Raw genomic sequence first — 19,924 nt, 5'->3', positions numbered from 1 at the left:
CGTTACGGATGAATAAAGGAACACCGCGGGATGCGGCAGGACACTCTCGGGATGGGAGTAGAACGAACGGAACCTCGTTCTTCAGGATGAACAGGACCTCGCCGGATGCGAGAGGAATACTTCAGGATGAAGTGAGATAACCCGGATGGTTATCTGTCAGGAAGACGCAAGGAACCCCACAGGACGTGGTAATGGACACCTCCAGGATGGAGACAGGGAAGCAGTTCAGGATGAATTGCCAGGCCAGGAACGCCGCAGGACACGCCAACGGATTGGAAAGGGGATATTCCAAAGGATTAGGATAACGTCAGGGATTGCAGGGAGCATTGCAGTTCTACGGACAGGACGACACGACTCTAGGGGACGGCTACCGCCGTCCCCTTTTCTTTATGGTTTGTCCGAGAGATTGCCGCGCTGGGCGGCGTTGACGATCTCTTGCAGGCGCTGACGAATGTCGACCATGCCAAACACGCCAAATATCAGCACAGTGACAAACTCGGCCTTGGTGACAGCGAAGTAGCGTTTGCAAGCTGCCTTGATCATGCTGGCCTGCAGCCAGTGCAGCAGGGCGACGATCACGCCGCAGACCGGCAGAAAGCCGTTGAGTTTGCCGGGCAGCGGGGCAATCAGGCTCATCAGCACACCAAACCAGAAGAACAATATCAGCCCCATCGCCAACAGATTAAAGACTCGCTTCATTGTTTACCTCCCTTAGATAGAGTTGATAGCAGACCTGACCGGCTTGTTTGTCCTTGAGTAGTTGCCAGCTGGCGGGCAGCGCCAGATCGGCCATCTCCTTCTCCCGCTCCAGATAGATGAGGGCGTCCGCTGCCAGCCAGCCGCGCTGCTCCAGCAGTTCGCACACTTGCGGCAGCAGCTCGCGGCGAAACGGCGGATCGAGGAACACCAGATCAAACGGCGTGGCCGGGCCTTGCAGCCAGCTCACTGCATCTGACTGGATCACCTGACCCTGACTGCTGCCGAGAGCGGTCAGGTTCTTCTTGATCTGGTCGGCGGCCCCTTTGTCCATTTCGATCAGGGTCACCTGCTCGGCATAGCGCGACAGCGCCTCCAGTCCGAGTCCGCCGCTGCCGGCAAACAGATCCAGGCAGCGGGTGCCGCGAATATGGGGGGCCAGCCAGTTGAAGATGGTTTCCTTGACGCGATCCGTGGTGGGTCTGAGCCCCTCCACATCCTTGACCGGCAATTTGCGGCCTCGCCACTGGCCGCTGATGATTCTTACAAAGCCCGATTTTCCTTGCGGGGCAGGACTCTTGCTCGGGTTGCTACGGCTGGATTTCACTCTGGGCATCGCGTTTCATCGTCAGAAAATAAAGTGGTAGTATAAGGCGGTTCATTTTTATGCCGACCCGCCAAGGGACGGCTATCTTAGCAGTCAGCCTTTGATGTGAGTATTTTTAGATGGCAAAAGGTTTGTTTTCCTGGCTGGGTTTCGGCCGCAAGAAAGAAGAGGCTGAGGCTGTCCAACCACAGACACCCCAAGCCACCCCCGTTACCGTTGAGCCCGAGGTCACTGCTACCCCCGCTCCCGTTTCCGATACCACTGTTTCCGATAGTACGCCGGCCGTTGCCCCCGAAGTGCCTGCCAGCGCACAGAATTCCGTTTTGCAAGATGATTGCTGCCTGCCGACCGAGCTGGACGACCACGGCCCACTGGTGGTGGAGGAGTGCGCTTCCGATTTGGAGCCGGTGATCGTCAACGAAGCGCTGATCGCCGAAGAGGAGCGTGCCGCTGAAGCCGCTCGCTCTGCCGCAGAAGCGCAAGCCGCTGAGGTCAAGGCAGCCGAAGAGGCTCGTATTGCTGCCGAAGCTCGCGCTGCGGAAGAGGCACGTATCGCTGCCGAAGCCCGCGCTGCAGAGGAGGCTCGTATTGCTGCCGAGGCTCGCGCTGCAGAAGATGCTCGTATCGCCGCCGAGGCTCGCGCTGCAGAAGATGCTCGTATCGCCGCCGAAGCTCGCGCCGCAGAAGAATCTCGCATTGCCGCCGAGGCTCGCGTCGCGGAAGAATCTCGCATTGCCGCCGAGGCTCGCGCTGCAGAGGAGGCTCGTATTGCCGCCGAAGCCCGTGCTGCGGAAGAGGCTCGTATTGCCGCTGAAGCCCGTGCGGCTGAAGAGGCTCGTATTGCTGCTGAAGCTCGCGCTGCGGAAGAGGCTCGTATTGCTGCCGAAGCCCGTGCTGCGGAAGAAGCTCGCATTGCTGCTGAAGCTCGCGCCGCGGAAGAAGCTCGCATTGCCGCTGAAGCTCAGGCTGCGGAAGAAGCCCGTATCGCCAAAGAGGCCCAGCGAGCGGAAGATATGCGCCTGGTCGCCGCGATGGAGGCTGAGGCTGCCGCACTGGCTGCCCTGCCGTTGGCCGCCAAGGTGGACGACGACACCCAGGACAAACCGCAGCGGGAGGGCTTCTTTGCTCGCCTCAAACGCAGTCTGGTTCGCACCAAGGAGAATATCGGTTCCGGTTTCTTCGGCCTGTTCCGTGGCAAGAAGATCGACGATGAGCTGTTTGAAGAGCTGGAAACCCAGCTGCTGACCGCCGATCTCGGTGTGGATACCACCACTCGTATCATCGAGGGGCTGGTGCAGCACGCGGATCGCAAGCAGCTCAAGGATGCCGAGGCGCTCTACGGTTTGCTCAAACAGGATATGGGCGAGATGCTGGCCAAGGTCGAGCAGCCGCTGATGATCGACACCAGCAAGAAGCCTTACGTGATCCTGATGGTCGGCGTGAATGGCGTCGGCAAGACTACCACCATCGGCAAGCTGGCCAAGCAGTTCCAGGCTGAAGGCAAGAGCGTGATGCTGGCAGCGGGTGACACCTTCCGTGCCGCTGCGGTCGAGCAGCTGCAGGTATGGGGCCAGCGCAACAACATTCCAGTGATTGCCCAGCATACCGGTGCCGACTCCGCCTCCGTTATTTATGACGCCATCGAGGCCGCCCGCTCCCGCGGGGCTGACGTGCTGATCGCCGACACAGCCGGTCGCCTGCAGAACAAGAGCAACCTGATGGAAGAGCTCAAGAAGGTAGTACGGGTGATGAAGAAGCTGGATGAAGAGGCCCCCCACGAGATCATGCTGACGCTGGATGCCGGCACCGGCCAGAACGCCCTGAGCCAGGCCAAGCTGTTCAGCGAGGCGGTTGGCCTGACCGGCATCACCCTCACCAAGCTGGATGGCACCGCCAAGGGCGGCGTCATCTTCGCGGTGGCCGACAAGTTCCAGATCCCGATCCGCTATATCGGGGTGGGCGAGGGGATCGACGATCTGCGTCCCTTCGTTGCCAACGATTTCATCGAGGCGCTCTTCAGCCGCGATGAGTCAGCTCAGCCGTGATGATTAAGTGTTCCATACCCCGACTTCGGTCGGGGTTTGTCAATGTCAGGGAACCGTTATGATTCGTTTTGACAAGGTCAGCAAGGTATACAGCGGCGGCCATCAGGCGCTGCAAAAGGTCAGCTTTCACCTGCGCAAGGGAGAGATGGCCTTTCTGACCGGGCACTCGGGGGCGGGCAAGAGTACCCTCCTCAAACTGATCAGCGTGATGGAGCGTCCGACCGATGGTCGCGTCTTCTTTCATGGTGATGATGTCAGCCATATCCAGCGCAGCCAGATCCCCTATGTTCGCCGCCAGATCGGGATGATCTTTCAGGATCACCGCCTGCTGATGGACCGCACCGTGTTCGACAACGTAGCGCTGCCGCTGGTGATCGATGGTTACAGCCATGCGGACATCAACAAGCGGGTGGCGGCGGCATTGGACAAGGTAGGGTTGCTCGGCAAGGAGCGTTACCAGCCGCGGATGCTCTCCGGGGGTGAACAGCAGCGGGTCGGCATCGCCCGTGCCATCGTCAACAAGCCGCCGCTGCTGCTGGCGGATGAACCGACCGGCAACCTGGATCCCCAGCTCTCCATGGATATCATGCGGCTATTTCAGGAGTTCAACAATTTTGGGGTCTCTGTACTGATTGCTACTCACGATCTGGGGCTGATCGCCCGCATGCGCTATCGCACCCTGACCCTCAAGGCGGGTCGCATGTATTCGGCCGGGGAGGAGCTCTGATGGCTATCGTTCGTCACAAGCAGCCGCCGCTGCGTCGTCTGATGATGTACGGGGTTGACCATGTGCGGCAGGCGTTTGCCAGTCTCGGGGAGCTGTGGCGAAATCCGCTCGCCTCCCTGATGACGCTGGCGGTGCTCGGTGTCAGTCTGGCGTTGCCCTCCTGCTTCCACGTATTGTTGAAAAACGCCGAGGTGGTGGAGGGGAGCTGGCAGAACAGCTCCCAGATCTCCCTATATCTGCGCAAGGATCTGCCGGAGCAGAGCATTCTCGATCTGCAGCACAGGATCCTGCTCTATCCCGAGGTGGATTCGGTCACCTACCTGAGCCGTGACGATGCGTTGCGGGAGTTTCGCGAGATCTCCGGTTTCGGCGATGCCCTCGATTATCTGGACAGCAACCCGCTACCGCCGGTGCTGAGCGTCATTCCGGATCCGCGCTGGCAGAATCCGGAAGGGGCCGCCGAGTTGCTCGGCAAGCTAAACAATGAGGATGGGGTCGAGCAGGGCAAGCTGGATCTGCAGTGGCTGACCCGCCTGCAGGGGATCATGAACCTGCTGCGTCACACCATTACCGGTATCGCCGTGCTGCTGCTCTCCGCCGTGCTGCTGATCGTCGGCAACACCCTGCGTCTCAACATCCTCAACCAGCGTTCAGAGATCGAGGTGCTCAAGCTGGTGGGGGCAACCGATGCCTTCATCCATCGCCCTTTCCTCTATACCGGCATCTGGTTCGGGGTGATCGGCGGCATGCTGGCATGGTGGCTGACCGAGGTGATGGTGATCTGGAGCGAAGGGGTGGTGAAGGAGCTTGCGGGCTTGTATAACAGTAACTTCCGGCTGGTTGGCATGGGTCTGGTAGATGGGGTGAACCTGATCCTGCTGGGGGCCTTGCTGGGGCTGATTGCTTCCTGGTTTTCGGTTCATCGTCACATTCGAGATATAGAGCCATCCTGATTAATTTATTATCAAAGTAAATCGCTGGATTTTGAGAGGTGGATCAAGTAAAAGAGGCTCCGTTTCTGGCTTGGCCCCCATAGTCAGAGTATTCTGAATAACAATGATCTTCCGGATCTTCGCTAGATCCAGTGAACCTTCTGATTTATAAGCAGTCTATTAAAGCTGAAGCATTTATACGGGTGTGGCCCCTCTGCCTTGCTCGTCAGACTTGGCAAGCATGTGAAGGTTGCGAGCTCCGCAACAATGGACTTAGCATGCTACTTTTCGGGGGTCCTTCATTGTGACCCCCTTTTTTTGACTGTTCATTCATGATTCATCCTGCAGGCTTAAGATAAGCCGGTCTAAAACTGGGCATGTTCTTTGATACACGCCGCAGAATGGCATCCGGTCAGTAGACAGACCCTCTCAGGGTGTTAGACTGATTCGATTGAAAAGTAAGAGGTAACAGATGGGAACTTCATTGCAGCGCACTATGGCTCTGATTCCGCAAGGTAGTCTGGAAGGCTATATCCAGGCAGTAAACTCTATTCCTGTGCTGAGCGCAGAGGAAGAGCGTGAACTGGCTGAGCGTTTGCAGCAGGATGGCGATCTCGAGGCTGCCCGTCAGCTGGTTATGTCGCACCTGCGCTTTGTCGTTCATGTCGCCAAGAGTTATGCCGGTTACGGTCTGCCTCAGGCCGATCTGGTACAGGAAGGCAACATCGGCCTGATGAAGGCGGTCAAGCGCTTCGACCCGACGGTCGGCGTGCGTCTGGTCTCCTTTGCCGTGCACTGGATCAAGGCCGAAATCCACGAATATGTCCTGCGCAACTGGCGCATGGTCAAGGTGGCGACCACCAAGGCCCAGCGCAAGCTCTTCTTCAACCTGCGCAAATCCAAAAAGCGTCTGGGCTGGCTGAACCACGAAGAGGTTCAGGCCGTGGCGGCCGATCTCGGCGTTTCTGCCGCTGACGTGACCGAGATGGAAGCGCGGATGGCCAACTACGATCAGGCGTTCGATCTGGTTGGTGATGATGAGGAAGAGGGCGGCTTCGCACCGGTTCACTATCTGGAGGACAAATCCTCCGATCTGGCCGCGACCATCGAGAACGACAACTGGGACGATCACGCGACCCGTCGCCTGAGCTCGGCCCTCGCCACCCTGGATGAGCGCAGCCAACACATCATCCGTGCCCGCTGGCTCGATGATGACAGCAAGACCACTCTGCAGGAGCTGGCCGATACCTACGGCGTCTCTGCCGAGCGTGTGCGTCAGCTTGAGAAAAACGCACTCAAGAAGCTGAAAGATGCCATGGAAGCCTGATGCTTCCTCTCATAAAAACAGGGCCTGATGGCCCTGTTTTTGTTTCGCAGGGATCTGGTCGGCCTTGCTTTGGTTACCCGTGAGTGTGTTATGTTGCCGCCACTGCCACATTAGGGAGAGCAGAAGTGAAACTGTTGAACGACCTGTTTACCAACAACCGTGAGTGGGCCGAACGGATCAAAGCCGAAGATCCCGCTTTCTTTGCCACTCTTTCTGCCCAGCAGGCCCCCGAATACCTCTGGATCGGTTGTTCCGACAGCCGGGTCCCCGCCAACCAGCTGATGGGGTTGCTGCCGGGGGATGTCTTCGTCCACCGCAACGTCGCCAATCTGGTGGTACATACCGATTTCAACTGCCTCTCCGTGCTGCAATACGCGGTGGAAGTGCTCAAGGTGAAGCACATCATTGTCTGCGGTCACTACGGTTGCGGCGGCGTCAAGGCCGCGATGCAGAACCAGGAGCTGGGTCTCATCGACAACTGGCTGCGCAACATCAAGGATGTCTACTTCAAATATAGTGAAGAGCTCGAGGCCATCGAGGATGAGCATGAGCGCTTCGACTACCTGTGTGAGTTGAACGTGGCCGAGCAGGTCGCCAACGTCTGCCACACCACCATCATCCAGAACGCTTGGCGCAAGGGACAGGAGCTGGCCGTTCACGGCTGGATCTACGGGATCAAGGATGGCTTGCTGCACGATCTCGATCTCTGCATCAGCGGGCCGGATCAGATCCCCGATGTCTATCGCGCCTGGCCGGACATGCGTCCGCCCCACCGTCGGCGCTAGGGAGCTTCATTGTGGCGCCAGCCCTCTATCTGCAGATCAAGCAGCATATTCTGGACGGGATCCGCGAACGCCACTATCAGGCGGGGGACAGGATCCCGACCGAAGCGGCCCTGTGCGAGCAGTTCACCGTGAGCCGGATGACGGTCAACCGGGCGTTGCGGGAACTGGTGGCTGAGGGGTGGCTGGTGCGTACCGCCGGTTCCGGCAGCTTCGTGGCGGACAGGCGAACCGAATCGCCGTTGCTGGCCATTCGCAACATCGCTGACGAGATCGCCGAGCGTGGCGGCGAGTACAGTGCCCGGGTGATCCGGCTGCAGCGGCTGGCCGCCGACGAGAAGGTGGCGGTACAACTGGGGCTGCGGGTAGGTGCCCCTATCTTTCACAGCCTGATCGTCCATCAGGCTGATGGTGAGCCGTTGCAGCTGGAGGAGCGCTTCGTCGATGCCGGGCGCTTGCCGGGCTATGGCGAGCAGGATTTTACCCAACAGACCCCCAACCGCTATCTGATGGATGTCTGCCCCCTCTCCGAGATGGAGCACGTGGTGGAAGCCGTGTTGCCGAGCGCCGGTGAGGCGGGATTGTTGCAGATCCGCGTAGATTCCCCCTGCCTGTTGTTGCACAGACGCACCTGGTCGGAGGGGCATCTGGTCTCCTACGCCCGTTTGCTCTCCCCCGGTTCCCGTTACAAGCTAAGCTCCAAGACTCAGTTGGAGTAAATGTCTATACAACTTGATTTTGCAAAGCCCACCTCCTGGTGGGCTTTTTTGTGCTTAAACTCTAAGTTTGATGCTGTTATCAGGATGTGAATTTCGCTCTTTCTTTCGTCATAGAGATCGACTATAAGAATATGTATATACATTTGAGGTCCGCTATGAACAAGGAACTGTTGAACTGCGAGCGGGTCTGGCTCAACGTGACGCCCGCTACCCTGAATGATGAGCTGGCCGACTACGGCCTGCTGCCGCTCCACGCCATCGGCGTGAATGATGGCAAGATCCACGCGCTGGTGCCGATGGCCGAACTGAAGGGGTCGTATCCCGCTCACTGGCAGGATATGCGGGGCAAGCTGGTCACCCCCGGCCTTATCGATTGTCACACCCATCTGGTCTTCGCCGGCAGCCGTGCCGAAGAGTTCGAGCTGCGTCAGCAGGGAGTGCCCTATGCCGAGATCGCCCGTCGGGGCGGTGGCATCATCAGCACGGTGCGTGCCACCCGTGCCGCCAGCGAAGAGCAACTGTTCGAGCTGGCGTTGCCGAGGGTGGCATCCCTGATCCGCGAAGGGGTCACCACGGTGGAGATCAAGTCCGGCTATGGCCTCACTCTGGCTGATGAACTCAAGATGCTGAGGGTGGCCCGCCGACTGGGAGGGGCGCTGCCGATCCGGGTCAAGACCACTCTGCTGGCGGCCCATGCGGTGCCGCCGGAGTATCGCGACGATCCAGATAGCTGGGTCGAGACCATCTGTCAGGAGATTATCCCGGCCGCCGCCGAGGCGGGTCTGGCCGATGCGGTGGATGTCTTCTGCGAGCACATCGGCTTCTCGTTGGCCCAGACTGAGCAGGTCTATCTGGCGGCGGATCAATATGGCCTGCCGGTGAAGGGGCACATGGATCAGCTCTCCAATCTCGGTGGCAGCACCCTCGCTGCCAACTTTGGCGCCCTCTCGGTGGATCATCTGGAGTATCTGGATCCGGAAGGGATCCTGGCGTTGGCCCACCGTGGCGTGGTCGCCACTCTGTTGCCCACCGCCTTCTACTTCCTCAAGGAGACCAAGCTGCCGCCGGTTGCCGCGCTGCGCAAGGCGGGGGTGGCGATGGCGGTCTCCTCCGATATCAACCCGGGTACCGCACCCATCGTCTCGCTGCGGATGGCGATGAACATGGCTTGTACCCTGTTTGGTCTGACGCCGGTGGAGGCCATGGTCGGGGTGACCCGCCACGCCGCCAAAGCGCTTGGCGAGCAGGAGCACCTTGGCCAGCTCAGTCTGGGGATGGCGGCCGATTTCCTGTTCTGGCACTGCGCCCATCCGGCCGAGTTGAGCTACATGGTCGGCGTCGATCAGTTGGCAGGCCGCATCTTCAACGGCGAGGAGACCCTCCATGGATAAGTTCAACCCGATCGACATGTCGCTCTGGCAGGGGCGGCAGGATCCGGAAGATGGTGAACTGGCACTGCGCTGGCATGACAAGGTGCTGCCCTGGACCGCCGGAGCACAAGACTCTGCCGGTGTAGTACTGCTTGGTTTTGCCTGCGATGAAGGGGTTCGCCGCAACAAGGGGCGCATTGGTGCTGCCGGGGCGCCGCTGGCGGTGCGCAAGCTGCTGGCCAACACCGCCTGGCACCTGAATCGCCCCGTCTACGATGGCGGGGATGTGAGCTGTACCGATGGGGATCTCGATGCCGCCCACGACCGTCTGGCCGAGCGGGTCGCCGCTGCGCTCGATCTGGGCCACTTCCCGCTGGTGCTGGGGGGCGGCCACGAGGTGGCCTTCGGCAGCTGGAGTGGCCTGAACCGTCATCTTGGTGGTGAGGGGCGGGTCGGGATCATCAATTTCGATGCTCACTTCGATCTGCGCATGAAGCAGGAGCAGGCCAGCTCTGGCACCCCCTTCTTCCAGATTGCCGAACAGTGCGCCGCTCAGGGCACACCGTTTCACTACGCCTGCCTCGGGGTAGCCGAGACCGCCAATACCCAAGCCCTGTTTGCCCGCGCCGAGGGGCTGGGAGTGTGGCATGTGCTGGACGAGGCGATGACCCAGGCCGAATTGCCAGCCTTGCTAAGCGGACTGGACGCCTTTAGCGCCCATTGTGATCACCTCTATCTAACCATCGATCTCGATGTGCTGCCCGGCAACCTGATGCCGGGAGTGAGCGCCCCCGCCGCCCGCGGCGTGGAGCTGGCGGTGATCGAACCGCTGATCGCCCATATCCGGGCCAGCGGCAAGCTCAGGCTTGCCGATCTGGCCGAGTACAACCCGACGCTGGATCAGGACAACCGCAGTGCCCGCGTGGCCGCGCGGCTGGTTCATCTGTTGACCCGTTAACCCTTTGGCCGCCCGTCGCCGAAGGCACCCTATTGATACAACAAGGAGTGTGTATGTCTGTGCAACAGCAGGATCCCCGTCATGATCCGAACCGCGTGATCCGTGCCCCGCGCGGCACCGAACTGACCGCCAAGAGCTGGCTCACCGAAGCGCCGCTGCGGATGCTGATGAACAATCTGGACCCCGAGGTGGCCGAGCATCCCCAGTCGCTGGTGGTTTATGGCGGCATCGGTCGCGCCGCCCGCAACTGGGCCTGCTTTGACAAGATCGTCGAGGTGCTGACCCGGCTGGAGGAGGATCAGACCCTGCTGGTGCAATCCGGCAAGCCGGTCGGGGTGTTCCAGACCCACAAGGATGCACCGCGGGTGCTGATCGCCAACTCCAATCTGGTGCCCCACTGGGCCAACTGGGAGCACTTCAATGAGCTCGATAAGAAGGGCCTGATGATGTACGGCCAGATGACTGCGGGTTCGTGGATCTACATCGGCACCCAGGGGATCGTGCAGGGCACCTACGAGACCTTCTTCGCGGTGGCCAACCAGCACTTCAACGGCGAACCCAAGGGGCGCTGGATCCTGACCGGTGGTCTTGGCGGCATGGGCGGTGCCCAGCCGCTGGCCGCCACCATGGCCGGTTTCTCGATGATCGCCGTGGAGTGCGACGAGACCCGCATCGATTTTCGTCTGCGCACCCGTTATGTGGACAAGAAGGCTCACAGCCTGGATGAGGCGCTGGCAATGATCGAAGAGGCCAAACAGAGCGGCAGCGCTGTTTCCGTCGGCCTGCTCGGCAACGCCGCCGATGTCTTCGCCGAACTGGTGGCCCGTGGCATCACCCCGGACGTCGTAACCGACCAGACCTCCGCCCACGACCCGGTGCACGGCTACCTGCCGCAGGGTTGGAGCGTTGCCAAGTGGCGCGAGCTGCAGCAGAGTGCCCCGCAGGAGGTGAATCTGGCCGCTCGCCGCTCCATGGCCCGTCAGGTGGAGGCGATGCTGACCCTGCAAGAGCGCGGCGCGGCGACTCTGGATTACGGCAACAACATCCGTCAGATGGCGCTTGAGGAGGGGGTGAAAAACGCCTTCGATTTTCCCGGCTTCGTCCCCGCCTACATTCGCCCGCTGTTCTGCGAGGGAATTGGCCCGTTCCGCTGGGTGGCCCTCTCCGGCGATCCGGAAGATATCTACAAGACCGATCAGAAGGTGAAAGAGCTGATCCCCGATGATCCTCACCTGCACAACTGGCTCGACATGGCCCGCGAGCGCATCGCGTTTCAGGGACTGCCGGCGCGGATCTGCTGGGTCGGGGTCAAGGATCGGGTACGCCTCGGTCTGGCTTTCAATGAGATGGTGAAAAACGGCGAGCTGAAAGCCCCCATCGTCATTGGCCGCGACCATCTGGATTCCGGCTCGGTGGCGAGCCCGAACCGCGAGACCGAGTCGATGATGGATGGCTCCGATGCCGTCTCCGACTGGCCGCTGCTCAACGCCCTGCTCAACACTGCTGGCGGCGCGACCTGGGTCTCCCTGCACCACGGCGGCGGTGTGGGGATGGGCTTCTCCCAGCACTCCGGCGTGGTGATCGTCTGCGACGGCTCCGATGACGCTGCCAAGCGGGTCGGTCGGGTGCTGCGCAACGACCCGGCCACCGGCGTGATGCGCCATGCGGATGCGGGTTACGAGATTGCCATCAACTGTGCCCATGAGGCGAAACTGGATCTGCCGATGATTGACGGCGCCAACGGTGTCAAAGGAAAGGTGTAACACCATGTTTGAATTGACTATTACCCCGGGCGAGCTGGATCTTGCCACCCTGCGCCGCGTCAGCCGCGAGCCGGTACATATTGCACTGGATCCGGCGGCGTTGCCGGGGATCCACGCCTCCGCTGCCGTAGTTACCAAGGTGATCGAGCAGAACCGGGTGGTGTATGGCATCAACACCGGCTTTGGCCTGTTGGCCAACACCCGCATTCCGGTGGAGCAGCTGGACGAGCTGCAGCGATCCATCGTGCTCTCCCATGCGGCAGGGATTGGCGAGTACATGGATGACGCCACCGTGCGGCTGATGATGGTGCTCAAACTCAACTCGCTGGCGCGGGGCTTCTCCGGGATCCGGCTGACGGTGCTTGAGGCCCTGATGACCCTCATCAACGCCGAAGTCTATCCGGTGGTGCCGAAGAAGGGATCCGTCGGTGCCTCCGGCGATCTGGCGCCGCTGGCTCATATGAGCTGCCTGCTGATCGGGGAGGGCAAGGCCCGCCACAAGGGCGAGCTGATCGATGCCGCTACAGCGCTGAAAATTGCCGGGCTCGAGCCTATCGCGCTGGCACCCAAAGAAGGATTGGCGTTGCTCAACGGCACCCAAGCCAGTACCGCCTTTGCACTGGAAGGGCTGTTCCATGCCGAGGATCTCTACGCCGGTGCCATCACCATAGGCGCCATGAGTGTGGAGGCCGCCCTTGGCAGCCGCCGGCCGTTCGATGCTCGCATTCACGCGGTACGCGGTCAGCGTGGCCAGATTGACGCGGCCGCCTGTTATCGCCACCTGCTGGTGGATGGCAGCGAGATCGGCATGTCCCATCACAACTGCGAGAAGGTACAGGATCCCTACTCATTGCGCTGCCAGCCGCAGGTGATGGGTGCCTGCCTGACCCAGATCCGCCACTCTGCCGAGGTGCTGGTGTGCGAGGCCAACGCGGTCTCCGACAACCCGCTGGTGTTTGCCGAGGATGAGGAGGTCATCTCCGGCGGCAACTTCCACGCAGAACCTGTTGCCTTCGCCGCCGATAATCTGGCGCTGGCCATCGCCGAGATAGGTTCCCTCTCCGAGCGGCGGATGGCGCTGCTGATCGACTCGCGGATGTCCGGTCTGCCAGCGTTTCTGGTCAACAATGGCGGGGTCAACTCCGGCTTCATGATCGCTCAGGTCACCTCGGCGGCGCTCGCCTCCGAGAACAAGACCCTGGCCCATCCCGCCTCGGTGGATAGTCTGCCCACTTCCGCCAATCAGGAGGATCACGTCTCCATGGCGACCTTCGCTGGCCGCCGGCTGGCAGACATGGCGGAGAACACCCGCGGCATTCTGGCTGTTGAACTGCTGGCGGCGGCGCAAGGGCTCGATTTTCGCGCGCCGCTGCGCAGTACCGAGCTGATCGAGCTGGCCAAGGGACGACTGCGGGCAGAGGTGAGCTTCTACGACAAGGACAGGTACTTCGCGCCGGATATCGAAGCTGCCGCCGCCCTGCTGGGCCGTGCCAGCTACAACGACCTGATCCCGGCCGGGGTGCTGCCCAGTCTGTAAGCCTTGATCCCCCTTCTCTCCTGGCGGGAGAAGGGTTGGGGATGAGGGGGACGCCGCTTCACTGGCGCCGGTGAGGTCCGGGAGCCGATAACAAAAGACCGCCCAATCGGGCGGTCTTTGCGTGTCTGACGTTGGTTGAACGCAGTTATTCGTGTTCGAACATCAGGAACAGATAGACCACAAACAACACCAGATGGGTCGCACCATGGAGCACATTGGTGCGGCCGCTGCTGAAGGTCACTTTACAGACCATCAGGGTCGTGACCAGCAGCACCATATCGGCGGGGGAGAGGCCGAGGCGTACCTCCTGACCCAGCATGGAGCCGATAAAGAGCACGGCAGGCACGGTGAGGGCGATGGTGGCCAGCACCGAGCCGAAGTAGAGGTTCATTGCTCGCTGCAACTGGTTGTTGAAGGCGGCTTTGATGGCGCCGACTGCTTCGGGAGCCAGCACGATGCAGGCGACGATAAAGCCGCCCAGTGCGGCGGGCGCGTCCATCACATGCACCCCGTAGTTGATGGGGATGGCCAGGGTCTTGGCCAGCAGGATCACTACCAGCAGGTAGGCGAGCAGCAGGATGGTGTGATAGACGTTGCTCTGCAGCGGGCCGTGGTGCTCCTCGTAATCCTCGTGATCGCTGTCGACGAAGAAGTGGCTGTGGCTGCGGGTCTGGATCAGCAGAAAGACCCCGTAGAGCAGGATCGAGATGATGATCAGCATCCACGACATGGCGCGCGACATACTGCCGATTGCACCGCCCTCGGTGAAGTTGGGCAGCACCAGACAGAGCAGGGCCAGCGGGATGATGGCCACCAGATAGGATTTGACCCCGTCCAGATTAAAGCTCTGGGTGTGGTAGCGCCAGCCGCCAAACAGCAGGGTGAAGCCCACCAGACCGGTACTCACCAGCATCACTACTGCAAACATGGTATCGCGGGCCATGGTGGGGTTAGGCTCACCGGTCAGCATCACCGAAGAGATCATCACCACCTCCAGCGAGATGACCGAGAGGGTGAGGATCAGGGTGCCGAAGGGCTCGCCCAGCTTGATGGCGAGGGCATCGGAGTGGCGCACCACCGAGAAGATAGCCCAGGTGACGATGGCCAGTAGTGCAGCCGAAACCGGAAGATAGATCCCGAGCGGAGTTGTCTCTGTCAGCAGGTCGCTCCCGATCGTCTTGAAAAAGAGCAGGGTCAGCAGGCCGACGGGCAGGGCAATCTCTTGCCGGATAAATGTCTTCATAGGCAATGGTTCTCATCTCGGGACGGCGCTGGCCGACAGGGATTGATGGGAGGCGTGCGTGAAGGTGCTCACGGTAGCCGAATGCTTATGATAAGGGTTCCATCCTCTCAGGGGCAGATCATTTTGTTGCTGAATGTAAATGGTGGTTCAAGGGCGATGAGCCAGGTCGTGGCAGAGGCTTTGGGAGTGTCAGCCTCTGTGCAAAAGGGTGCGTGTGCTCCCGGTGGGGGGAGCCCTGCCAGCGCTGGCCTGTGCAATATCGGTGTCAGCTCTCTTGCGAATATTGTGGAGGCCACGTCTGCTGCCAGATGGCAAGATCTGCCAGCGCCATGGGCCTGCCAAAGACGTAACCCTGGATCAGATAGACGCCGTGTTGCCGCAAGTAATCAACCTGTTCCCGCGTCTCAACCCCTTCCGCAATCATCTCCATGCCTGATTCCAGGCCAAACGTGATGATGGCATCCAGCACGCTGCGTTTGAGGTCGTTGGTGCCTATGGTATCGACGAACATCTTGTCGATCTTGATCTGGCGGATCCCGAGGCTCTGCAGGTAGGCAAAACCACCGTAGCCGGTACCGAAATCATCCAGTTTGAAGTGATATCCCATCTGCTGCAACAGGGTGATCTCCTCGGTAGCGGCTTTGATGTCGAGGATCGGCTTGCGTTCGGTCAGCTCGAAGGTAAGGCGCTCGGGCGAAGGGTTATGGTGTTCACTCAACATGTTGCGCAGCAAGGGTTGTTCGATATGGGTGGCCATCAGATTGACACTGATCCACTGCTCTGGTGGCAACAGCGGCAGATCCGTGATCACCTGCTCCAGCAACTGCCTGGTGATAGGCAGGATAAGTCCCTGATCTTCAGCATATTCGATGAAAGCGCTCGGGGGGATCAGCTCGTGTCCACGTTGCCAGCGTAGCAGCGCCTCAAAACCGGCAACCTGCCAGGTTCGAAGATCCACCACGGGTTGATAGAAGGGGATGAACTCCTGGCGCACCAATCCGGCCTGCAATAGCCCCTTGAGCGAGCGGCGATAGTTTCGCAGCGACCAGTAAGCGGTCACCAGCAGCAGGCCCAGGATAGTGCCGCTCCAGAGTGCGATTCGTCTGACTTGCTCGCGAGCATACAGGTCCAGTGCAGAACCGGCCCAGATGGTTTGTCGGGTCAGTTTGTCCTGATCAAAGAAGCTCAGGCTGCGGCTGCCCTCTTCCAGCTTGATGGTCCGGTCACCGCGCGGGAAGCGGGGGGTCATCGCTGCGGGATCCCGCTGGCTGAACTCCAGATAGAAACAGTCACTGCAGGGGAGCTGTAGCAGATCGTGGCTCCAGCTGTTATCGAGCACCCAGTAGGCAATGTTGCCGCCGTTTTTGTAGTAGGCAACCATCTCCTGTTCCGTATTGAAACTGGCCGTTGTAGCAGTCAGCCCCAGTTTGTCGGGGAGGGCGCCATCCTGGTTGGCGTTTTTGATGAGCGAAATACCCACACCCAGGCTTGAGCAGCTTTTCCCTGATGCCAGTTCCAGCCCCTGCAGACGAATATGGGTGTTGTAAAAGCGGGGATCCCGCAGCAGTGCCATGTCGTTGGCACCACAATCGAAATCAAACAGCGTCAGCTGCTCGCTCATGGCCTTGTCCAGCGTGTGATGGCGTATCGCCATGGCTCGCTTTATCTCGGCCACCTTCTGCTCAAGCAGGTGGTTGGCCATCGGTCTTGTTAGCCACAGACCGACGGACTGGCTTGCCAGGATGGGCAAGAGCAGTAGCAGTACAGTGATCCAGAGGGGGGTGATGCGTAACAAGGGCGCCTGCCAGTTTCACGAGACACAAATGGGTCAAGCCATCATAGTGCATTAGTACAATCAATTTGAGCTCTACTTGTCACACTTATTGGATGATTTTTTAAATGTATGATTTTAAATGTTTTTATTGTTAACCTTGAAAAGATTCAATCGCTGACCTGTCATAAATGACAATTGCTCAACTTATCCGAACTGCTTTAGAGTACCCCTGCGGTTTGACTCACCGTGTGTTCAATACTCCTGTATCTGTTTTTTGTCAGTAGCACAGAGTGTTAGTTTTGATATGAGTGTTCCTTTTGGTCCCTTTTGAGGGACCATTTTTCTGTCTGCTATCTTCCCCTGCTCCACCTGTGTACCTTCCTTGGTATTCTCCCGCTGCTTTGGGTATGCTGCTCCGCTTAAATTACAGAAGCGGGATCCCCGTCCATAGTGATGGCCACAGCGCCACTGCTACCATGAACTCCAATGGATGATGCCGGGCACACGGAAAGGCACATGAAACTCACAACACATCTTGTCTCGTTTATTACCTTGTGCGTGATCGCTGCCATGGCGACCGTGCTGATTGGCGGGGTGTTCAGCTTTCGCGAGCTGGGCATGGAGTTGCAGCAAAAGAAGGTCGATGCGCTGGTCGAGGTGATCGACAAGCAACTCGACGTTGCTCACGGTATGGAGGATATGAGCCGCTGGTTGCCCACCTTGCTGCGGGCGGCTCATGTGGTGGAGCTGGAGGTGCGCCAGAATGACCAGCGGGTCTACTGGTTCCGTGACGTACAGCGTCCGGTTGATGAACCGCTGCTGGTGCCATACAGCCATCCGCTGCCCCATCAGGCTGGCATGCAGGCCAGCTTCAAGCTGGAGCGCCCCTTCAAGGAGGCGGAGTACTCCATCAAGGCGATGTCGGGCATCTCGTTCGGGATCTTCATCGTGGTGTTCGGTCTCTGGTACTCCATCCGCTGGTTGCGTCAGCAGTTGCGCGGCGCCGAGCTGCTGGGCATTCGCGCCCAGCTGATCCTCGATGACAAGCTCTCCAAACTAAGCCATGACCCCGCCGAAGAGTGGCCGGTGGCCGCCAGTCAGGCCCTCGATCATCTGCTCGCCGAGCTGGCGGATGCCCGCAAGGAGCGCAGCCGCTTCGACAACTTCATTCGCAGCAACGCCTTCGTCGACAAGATGACCGGCATCGGCAACCGCCTCTTCTTCGATAACCGGCTCGAGAGCGCTATCATGGAGGCGAGCGTGATGAGTGGCGGTGTCTTGCTGATTGAACTCGCCTGTCTGGAAGAGCTGGAAGCGGAGCAGTTCGAGCTGCAGGGGCATGATCTGCTGCTGGAGGCGAGCGCCGTGATCAGTGCTTTTGTGCGCAAGCATAACGGTGCCTTGCAGGCTCGTTATGCCGGACATGTCTTTGCGGTATTGTTGCCCAACATGTCGGAGAGCGAGATGGTGGACAGTGCCAGCCAGCTGCTCAAGAGTCTGCAACGGCTACACTGGCCGCAGCAGGTCAATCCGGAGACGGCCATCTATATCGGGGCTGTCTGCTACCAGGCGCAAGACACTCTGCTCAAGGTGCAGGAGGAGGCCGAGCTGGCCCTCAAGAGTGCACGTCTGCAGGGGCACAACGGCTGGTTCCTCTACGAGAAGCAGCTGGACGAGGAGCAGAGCAGCAAGGGGACGGTGCGCTGGCGCACCCTCATCAGTCGCCGTCTTGAAGAGCAGGGGATCGATTTTTATACCCAACCGGTCCAGCAGGATCGGGATCAGGTGGTACTGCAGCAGGATCTGCTCACCTATATCCACGATGAGCAGGGGAGGGAACTGCAAGCAGGGATCTTCATGCCAATGGCGGAGAAGGTGGGCCTGCTGCTGCAACTGGATCGGCTGGTGGCGGAGCAAACGCTGGTGTTGCTGCGCCAGCGTTCCGAGCAGAGCTGTCCCATCACTCTGACCCTGAGTGCCCAGAGTCTGCTCAACCGCGAGTTCCAGCGCTGGCTCTTCTTCGCCCTGTTCCAGCTGCCGCGCAGCACCAACGAGCGGTTGATCCTGCAGCTCTCGGAGGCTCAGGTCACACGCCACTTCGAAGCACTCAAGCGGCCGCTGCGCTCCCTGCGGATGCTGGGCTGCCAGCTGGCCATCGATCATGCTGGCCAGGATGTGGTGAGCACCCAGTACATCAAGGAGTTCGAGATCAACTTCCTCAAGCTGCACCCCAGCCTGGTGCGGGAGATTCACGCCCGACAGGTGAACCAGATGGCGGTCCGCAGTCTGGTGGGGGGCTGCGCCAATACCCGTACCCGGGTGCTGGCGGTGGGGGTAGAGAGTGGCGATGAGTGGAAGATGCTGCGCCACCTCGGGGTGCATGCCGGGCAGGGGCCCTGGTTTGCCGAGCCACGCCGGTTGGTGCAGGAGCCGGCTGGTGATTGAGATAAACAAGAGAGGGTCGTCGTGGGGCGACCCTCTCTCGTTTTCGGTTGCCGTCAGGCGGGGCTCACAGTCGCCCCTGCTCCCGCAGTCCGGCCAATCCCTGCATGCCGCCGGTATGGATAAAGACAATCTTGCTGCCGGGGGCGATGCGGCCCGCAGCCAGCTCGCGAAACAGCCCCCACATCGCCTTGCCGCTGTAGATGGGCTCCAAAGGCAGACCTGTTTCGGCGCTGAAATCTTGAACCCACTGCCAGAGGGCCGGGCTGAATTTGGCGTAGCCACCATCGTGGTGATCGAGTGCGACCCGCCAGCCGGGGATGCTGGCGGCAGCGGGATGGAGGCGACACACCTCGTCAGCGATAAAGCCGCCTCCTTTCAGGACCGCAATGGCGAGGATCTGCTCCCGGTCCTGTTTGCCAGCGATTAGGCCCGCCAGGGTGCCGCCGCTGGCACAGGGCAGTACCCAGAGATCCGGCGAGAAGGGTACCTCGCCGACCAGTTCGGCAACCCCGGGGATAGCCAGCGGGCTGCTGCCCCCTTCCGGCACGATCAGGGTATCGGGTGCATCGAATTGGGCCAGCCAGTCGGGATCCTGGCGACGGCGGTAACTCTGGCGGTCGACGAAAACGAGATCCATACCCCAGCGTCTGGCATCCCTCAGGGTGGTATTGCTGACGGCATCAGATTCGCCCCGTATGATACCGGTAGTTCGAAGGCCAGATTGGCACCCTGCTGCTGCCAGTGCATGGATGTGATTGGAGTAGGCGCCGCCAAACGAGAGTAGATGCCGTTTGCCGTGCTCTCTGGCATGAAGCAGGTGGTATTTGAGCTTGCGCCACTTGTTGCCGGAGATGGTCGGATGGATCAGATCATCCCGCTTGCACCAGAGTTCGACGCCGTAGCGGGTTAGCAACGGGTGGTGGAGGGGGTGCAGGGGGGAGGGCAGGATAGCTGACCCCTCTGGCTCGGCTGGAAGGCTGGCTTGCAATGGTGAGTCCG

At 60.2% G+C, this 19,924-nt stretch carries 16 protein-coding genes; 11 read left to right on the top strand and 5 right to left on the bottom strand.

Annotation, left to right across the window (positions count from 1 at the left end; genetic code table 11):
• Positions 1-387: 387 nt before the first annotated feature.
• Positions 388-699 (bottom strand): DUF1145 domain-containing protein, encoded by a 312-nt coding sequence (locus G5193_RS07340; protein ID WP_042052536.1) that lies wholly within the window; start codon positions 697-699, stop codon positions 388-390.
• Positions 683-1,312 (bottom strand): 16S rRNA (guanine(966)-N(2))-methyltransferase RsmD, encoded by a 630-nt coding sequence (rsmD, locus tag G5193_RS07335; RefSeq protein ID WP_124930360.1) that lies wholly within the window; start codon positions 1,310-1,312, stop codon positions 683-685. The genes G5193_RS07340 and rsmD overlap by 17 nt, the downstream gene beginning before the upstream one ends.
• Before the next feature lie 110 nt (positions 1,313-1,422).
• Between rsmD and ftsY the strand changes: the two genes are divergently transcribed.
• The 10 genes from ftsY (at position 1,423) to hutH (ending at position 13,463) form a co-directional block, all read left to right on the top strand.
• The gene (gene ftsY / locus G5193_RS07330; protein WP_421205619.1) at positions 1,423-3,348 is read left to right on the top strand and encodes a signal recognition particle-docking protein FtsY; all 1,926 of its coding nucleotides are present in this window, start codon (positions 1,423-1,425) and stop codon (positions 3,346-3,348) included.
• A 58-nt stretch (positions 3,349-3,406) separates the two neighbouring features.
• Positions 3,407-4,075: a cell division ATP-binding protein FtsE gene (gene ftsE, locus G5193_RS07325; protein WP_005339995.1), complete on the top strand. Its 669-nt coding sequence runs from the start codon at positions 3,407-3,409 to the stop codon at positions 4,073-4,075.
• Positions 4,075-5,028 (top strand): permease-like cell division protein FtsX, encoded by a 954-nt coding sequence (gene ftsX, locus G5193_RS07320; protein ID WP_005342860.1) that lies wholly within the window; start codon positions 4,075-4,077, stop codon positions 5,026-5,028. The genes ftsE and ftsX overlap by 1 nt, the downstream gene beginning before the upstream one ends.
• Before the next feature lie 451 nt (positions 5,029-5,479).
• Complete coding sequence (gene rpoH, locus G5193_RS07315) at positions 5,480-6,334, top strand: RNA polymerase sigma factor RpoH (protein WP_005339997.1); 855 nt, start codon at positions 5,480-5,482, stop codon at positions 6,332-6,334.
• Between the two features lie 125 nt (positions 6,335-6,459).
• Positions 6,460-7,119 (top strand): carbonate dehydratase, encoded by a 660-nt coding sequence (can, locus tag G5193_RS07310; RefSeq protein ID WP_267518476.1) that lies wholly within the window; start codon positions 6,460-6,462, stop codon positions 7,117-7,119.
• A gap of 11 nt (positions 7,120-7,130) precedes the next feature.
• On the top strand, positions 7,131-7,835 hold the full coding sequence (gene hutC, locus G5193_RS07305) for a histidine utilization repressor (protein ID WP_041202413.1): 705 nt from the start codon (positions 7,131-7,133) through the stop codon (positions 7,833-7,835).
• 155 nt (positions 7,836-7,990) lie between these two features.
• Positions 7,991-9,226 (top strand): imidazolonepropionase, encoded by a 1,236-nt coding sequence (gene hutI, locus G5193_RS07300; protein WP_323912335.1) that lies wholly within the window; start codon positions 7,991-7,993, stop codon positions 9,224-9,226.
• On the top strand, positions 9,219-10,163 hold the full coding sequence (hutG, locus tag G5193_RS07295) for a formimidoylglutamase (protein WP_421205617.1): 945 nt from the start codon (positions 9,219-9,221) through the stop codon (positions 10,161-10,163). Before hutI ends, hutG begins: the two co-directional genes overlap by 8 nt.
• A gap of 53 nt (positions 10,164-10,216) precedes the next feature.
• The gene (gene hutU / locus G5193_RS07290) at positions 10,217-11,926 is read left to right on the top strand and encodes a urocanate hydratase (protein ID WP_179902722.1); all 1,710 of its coding nucleotides are present in this window, start codon (positions 10,217-10,219) and stop codon (positions 11,924-11,926) included.
• 4 nt (positions 11,927-11,930) lie between these two features.
• Entirely contained in the window at positions 11,931-13,463 is a 1,533-nt protein-coding gene (gene hutH / locus G5193_RS07285; RefSeq protein ID WP_421205615.1) for a histidine ammonia-lyase, read from the top strand.
• A 145-nt stretch (positions 13,464-13,608) separates the two neighbouring features.
• Here hutH and G5193_RS07280 read toward each other — a convergent pair whose 3' ends face one another.
• Together G5193_RS07280 and G5193_RS07275 are read right to left on the bottom strand one after the other, a co-directional pair.
• A complete protein-coding gene (locus G5193_RS07280) occupies positions 13,609-14,706 on the bottom strand; it encodes a calcium:proton antiporter (protein WP_266134562.1) in 1,098 nt (365 codons plus the stop codon).
• 265 nt (positions 14,707-14,971) lie between these two features.
• A complete protein-coding gene (locus tag G5193_RS07275; RefSeq protein WP_421205613.1) occupies positions 14,972-16,501 on the bottom strand; it encodes an EAL domain-containing protein in 1,530 nt (509 codons plus the stop codon).
• A gap of 495 nt (positions 16,502-16,996) precedes the next feature.
• On the opposite strand from G5193_RS07275, the gene G5193_RS07270 reads away from it, so the two are divergent.
• Entirely contained in the window at positions 16,997-18,925 is a 1,929-nt protein-coding gene (locus tag G5193_RS07270) for an EAL domain-containing protein (RefSeq protein ID WP_421205611.1), read from the top strand.
• A 64-nt stretch (positions 18,926-18,989) separates the two neighbouring features.
• On the opposite strand, the gene G5193_RS07265 is transcribed toward G5193_RS07270, so the two are convergent.
• Complete coding sequence (locus G5193_RS07265) at positions 18,990-19,913, bottom strand: 1-aminocyclopropane-1-carboxylate deaminase/D-cysteine desulfhydrase (RefSeq protein ID WP_216952742.1); 924 nt, start codon at positions 19,911-19,913, stop codon at positions 18,990-18,992.
• Positions 19,914-19,924 lie beyond the last annotated feature (11 nt).

Source organism: Aeromonas sp. 601027 (assembly GCF_049174455.1).
Lineage (GTDB): Bacteria > Pseudomonadota > Gammaproteobacteria > Enterobacterales > Aeromonadaceae > Aeromonas > Aeromonas veronii_A.
This window is presented reverse-complemented; position numbering and strand designations above follow the sequence as displayed.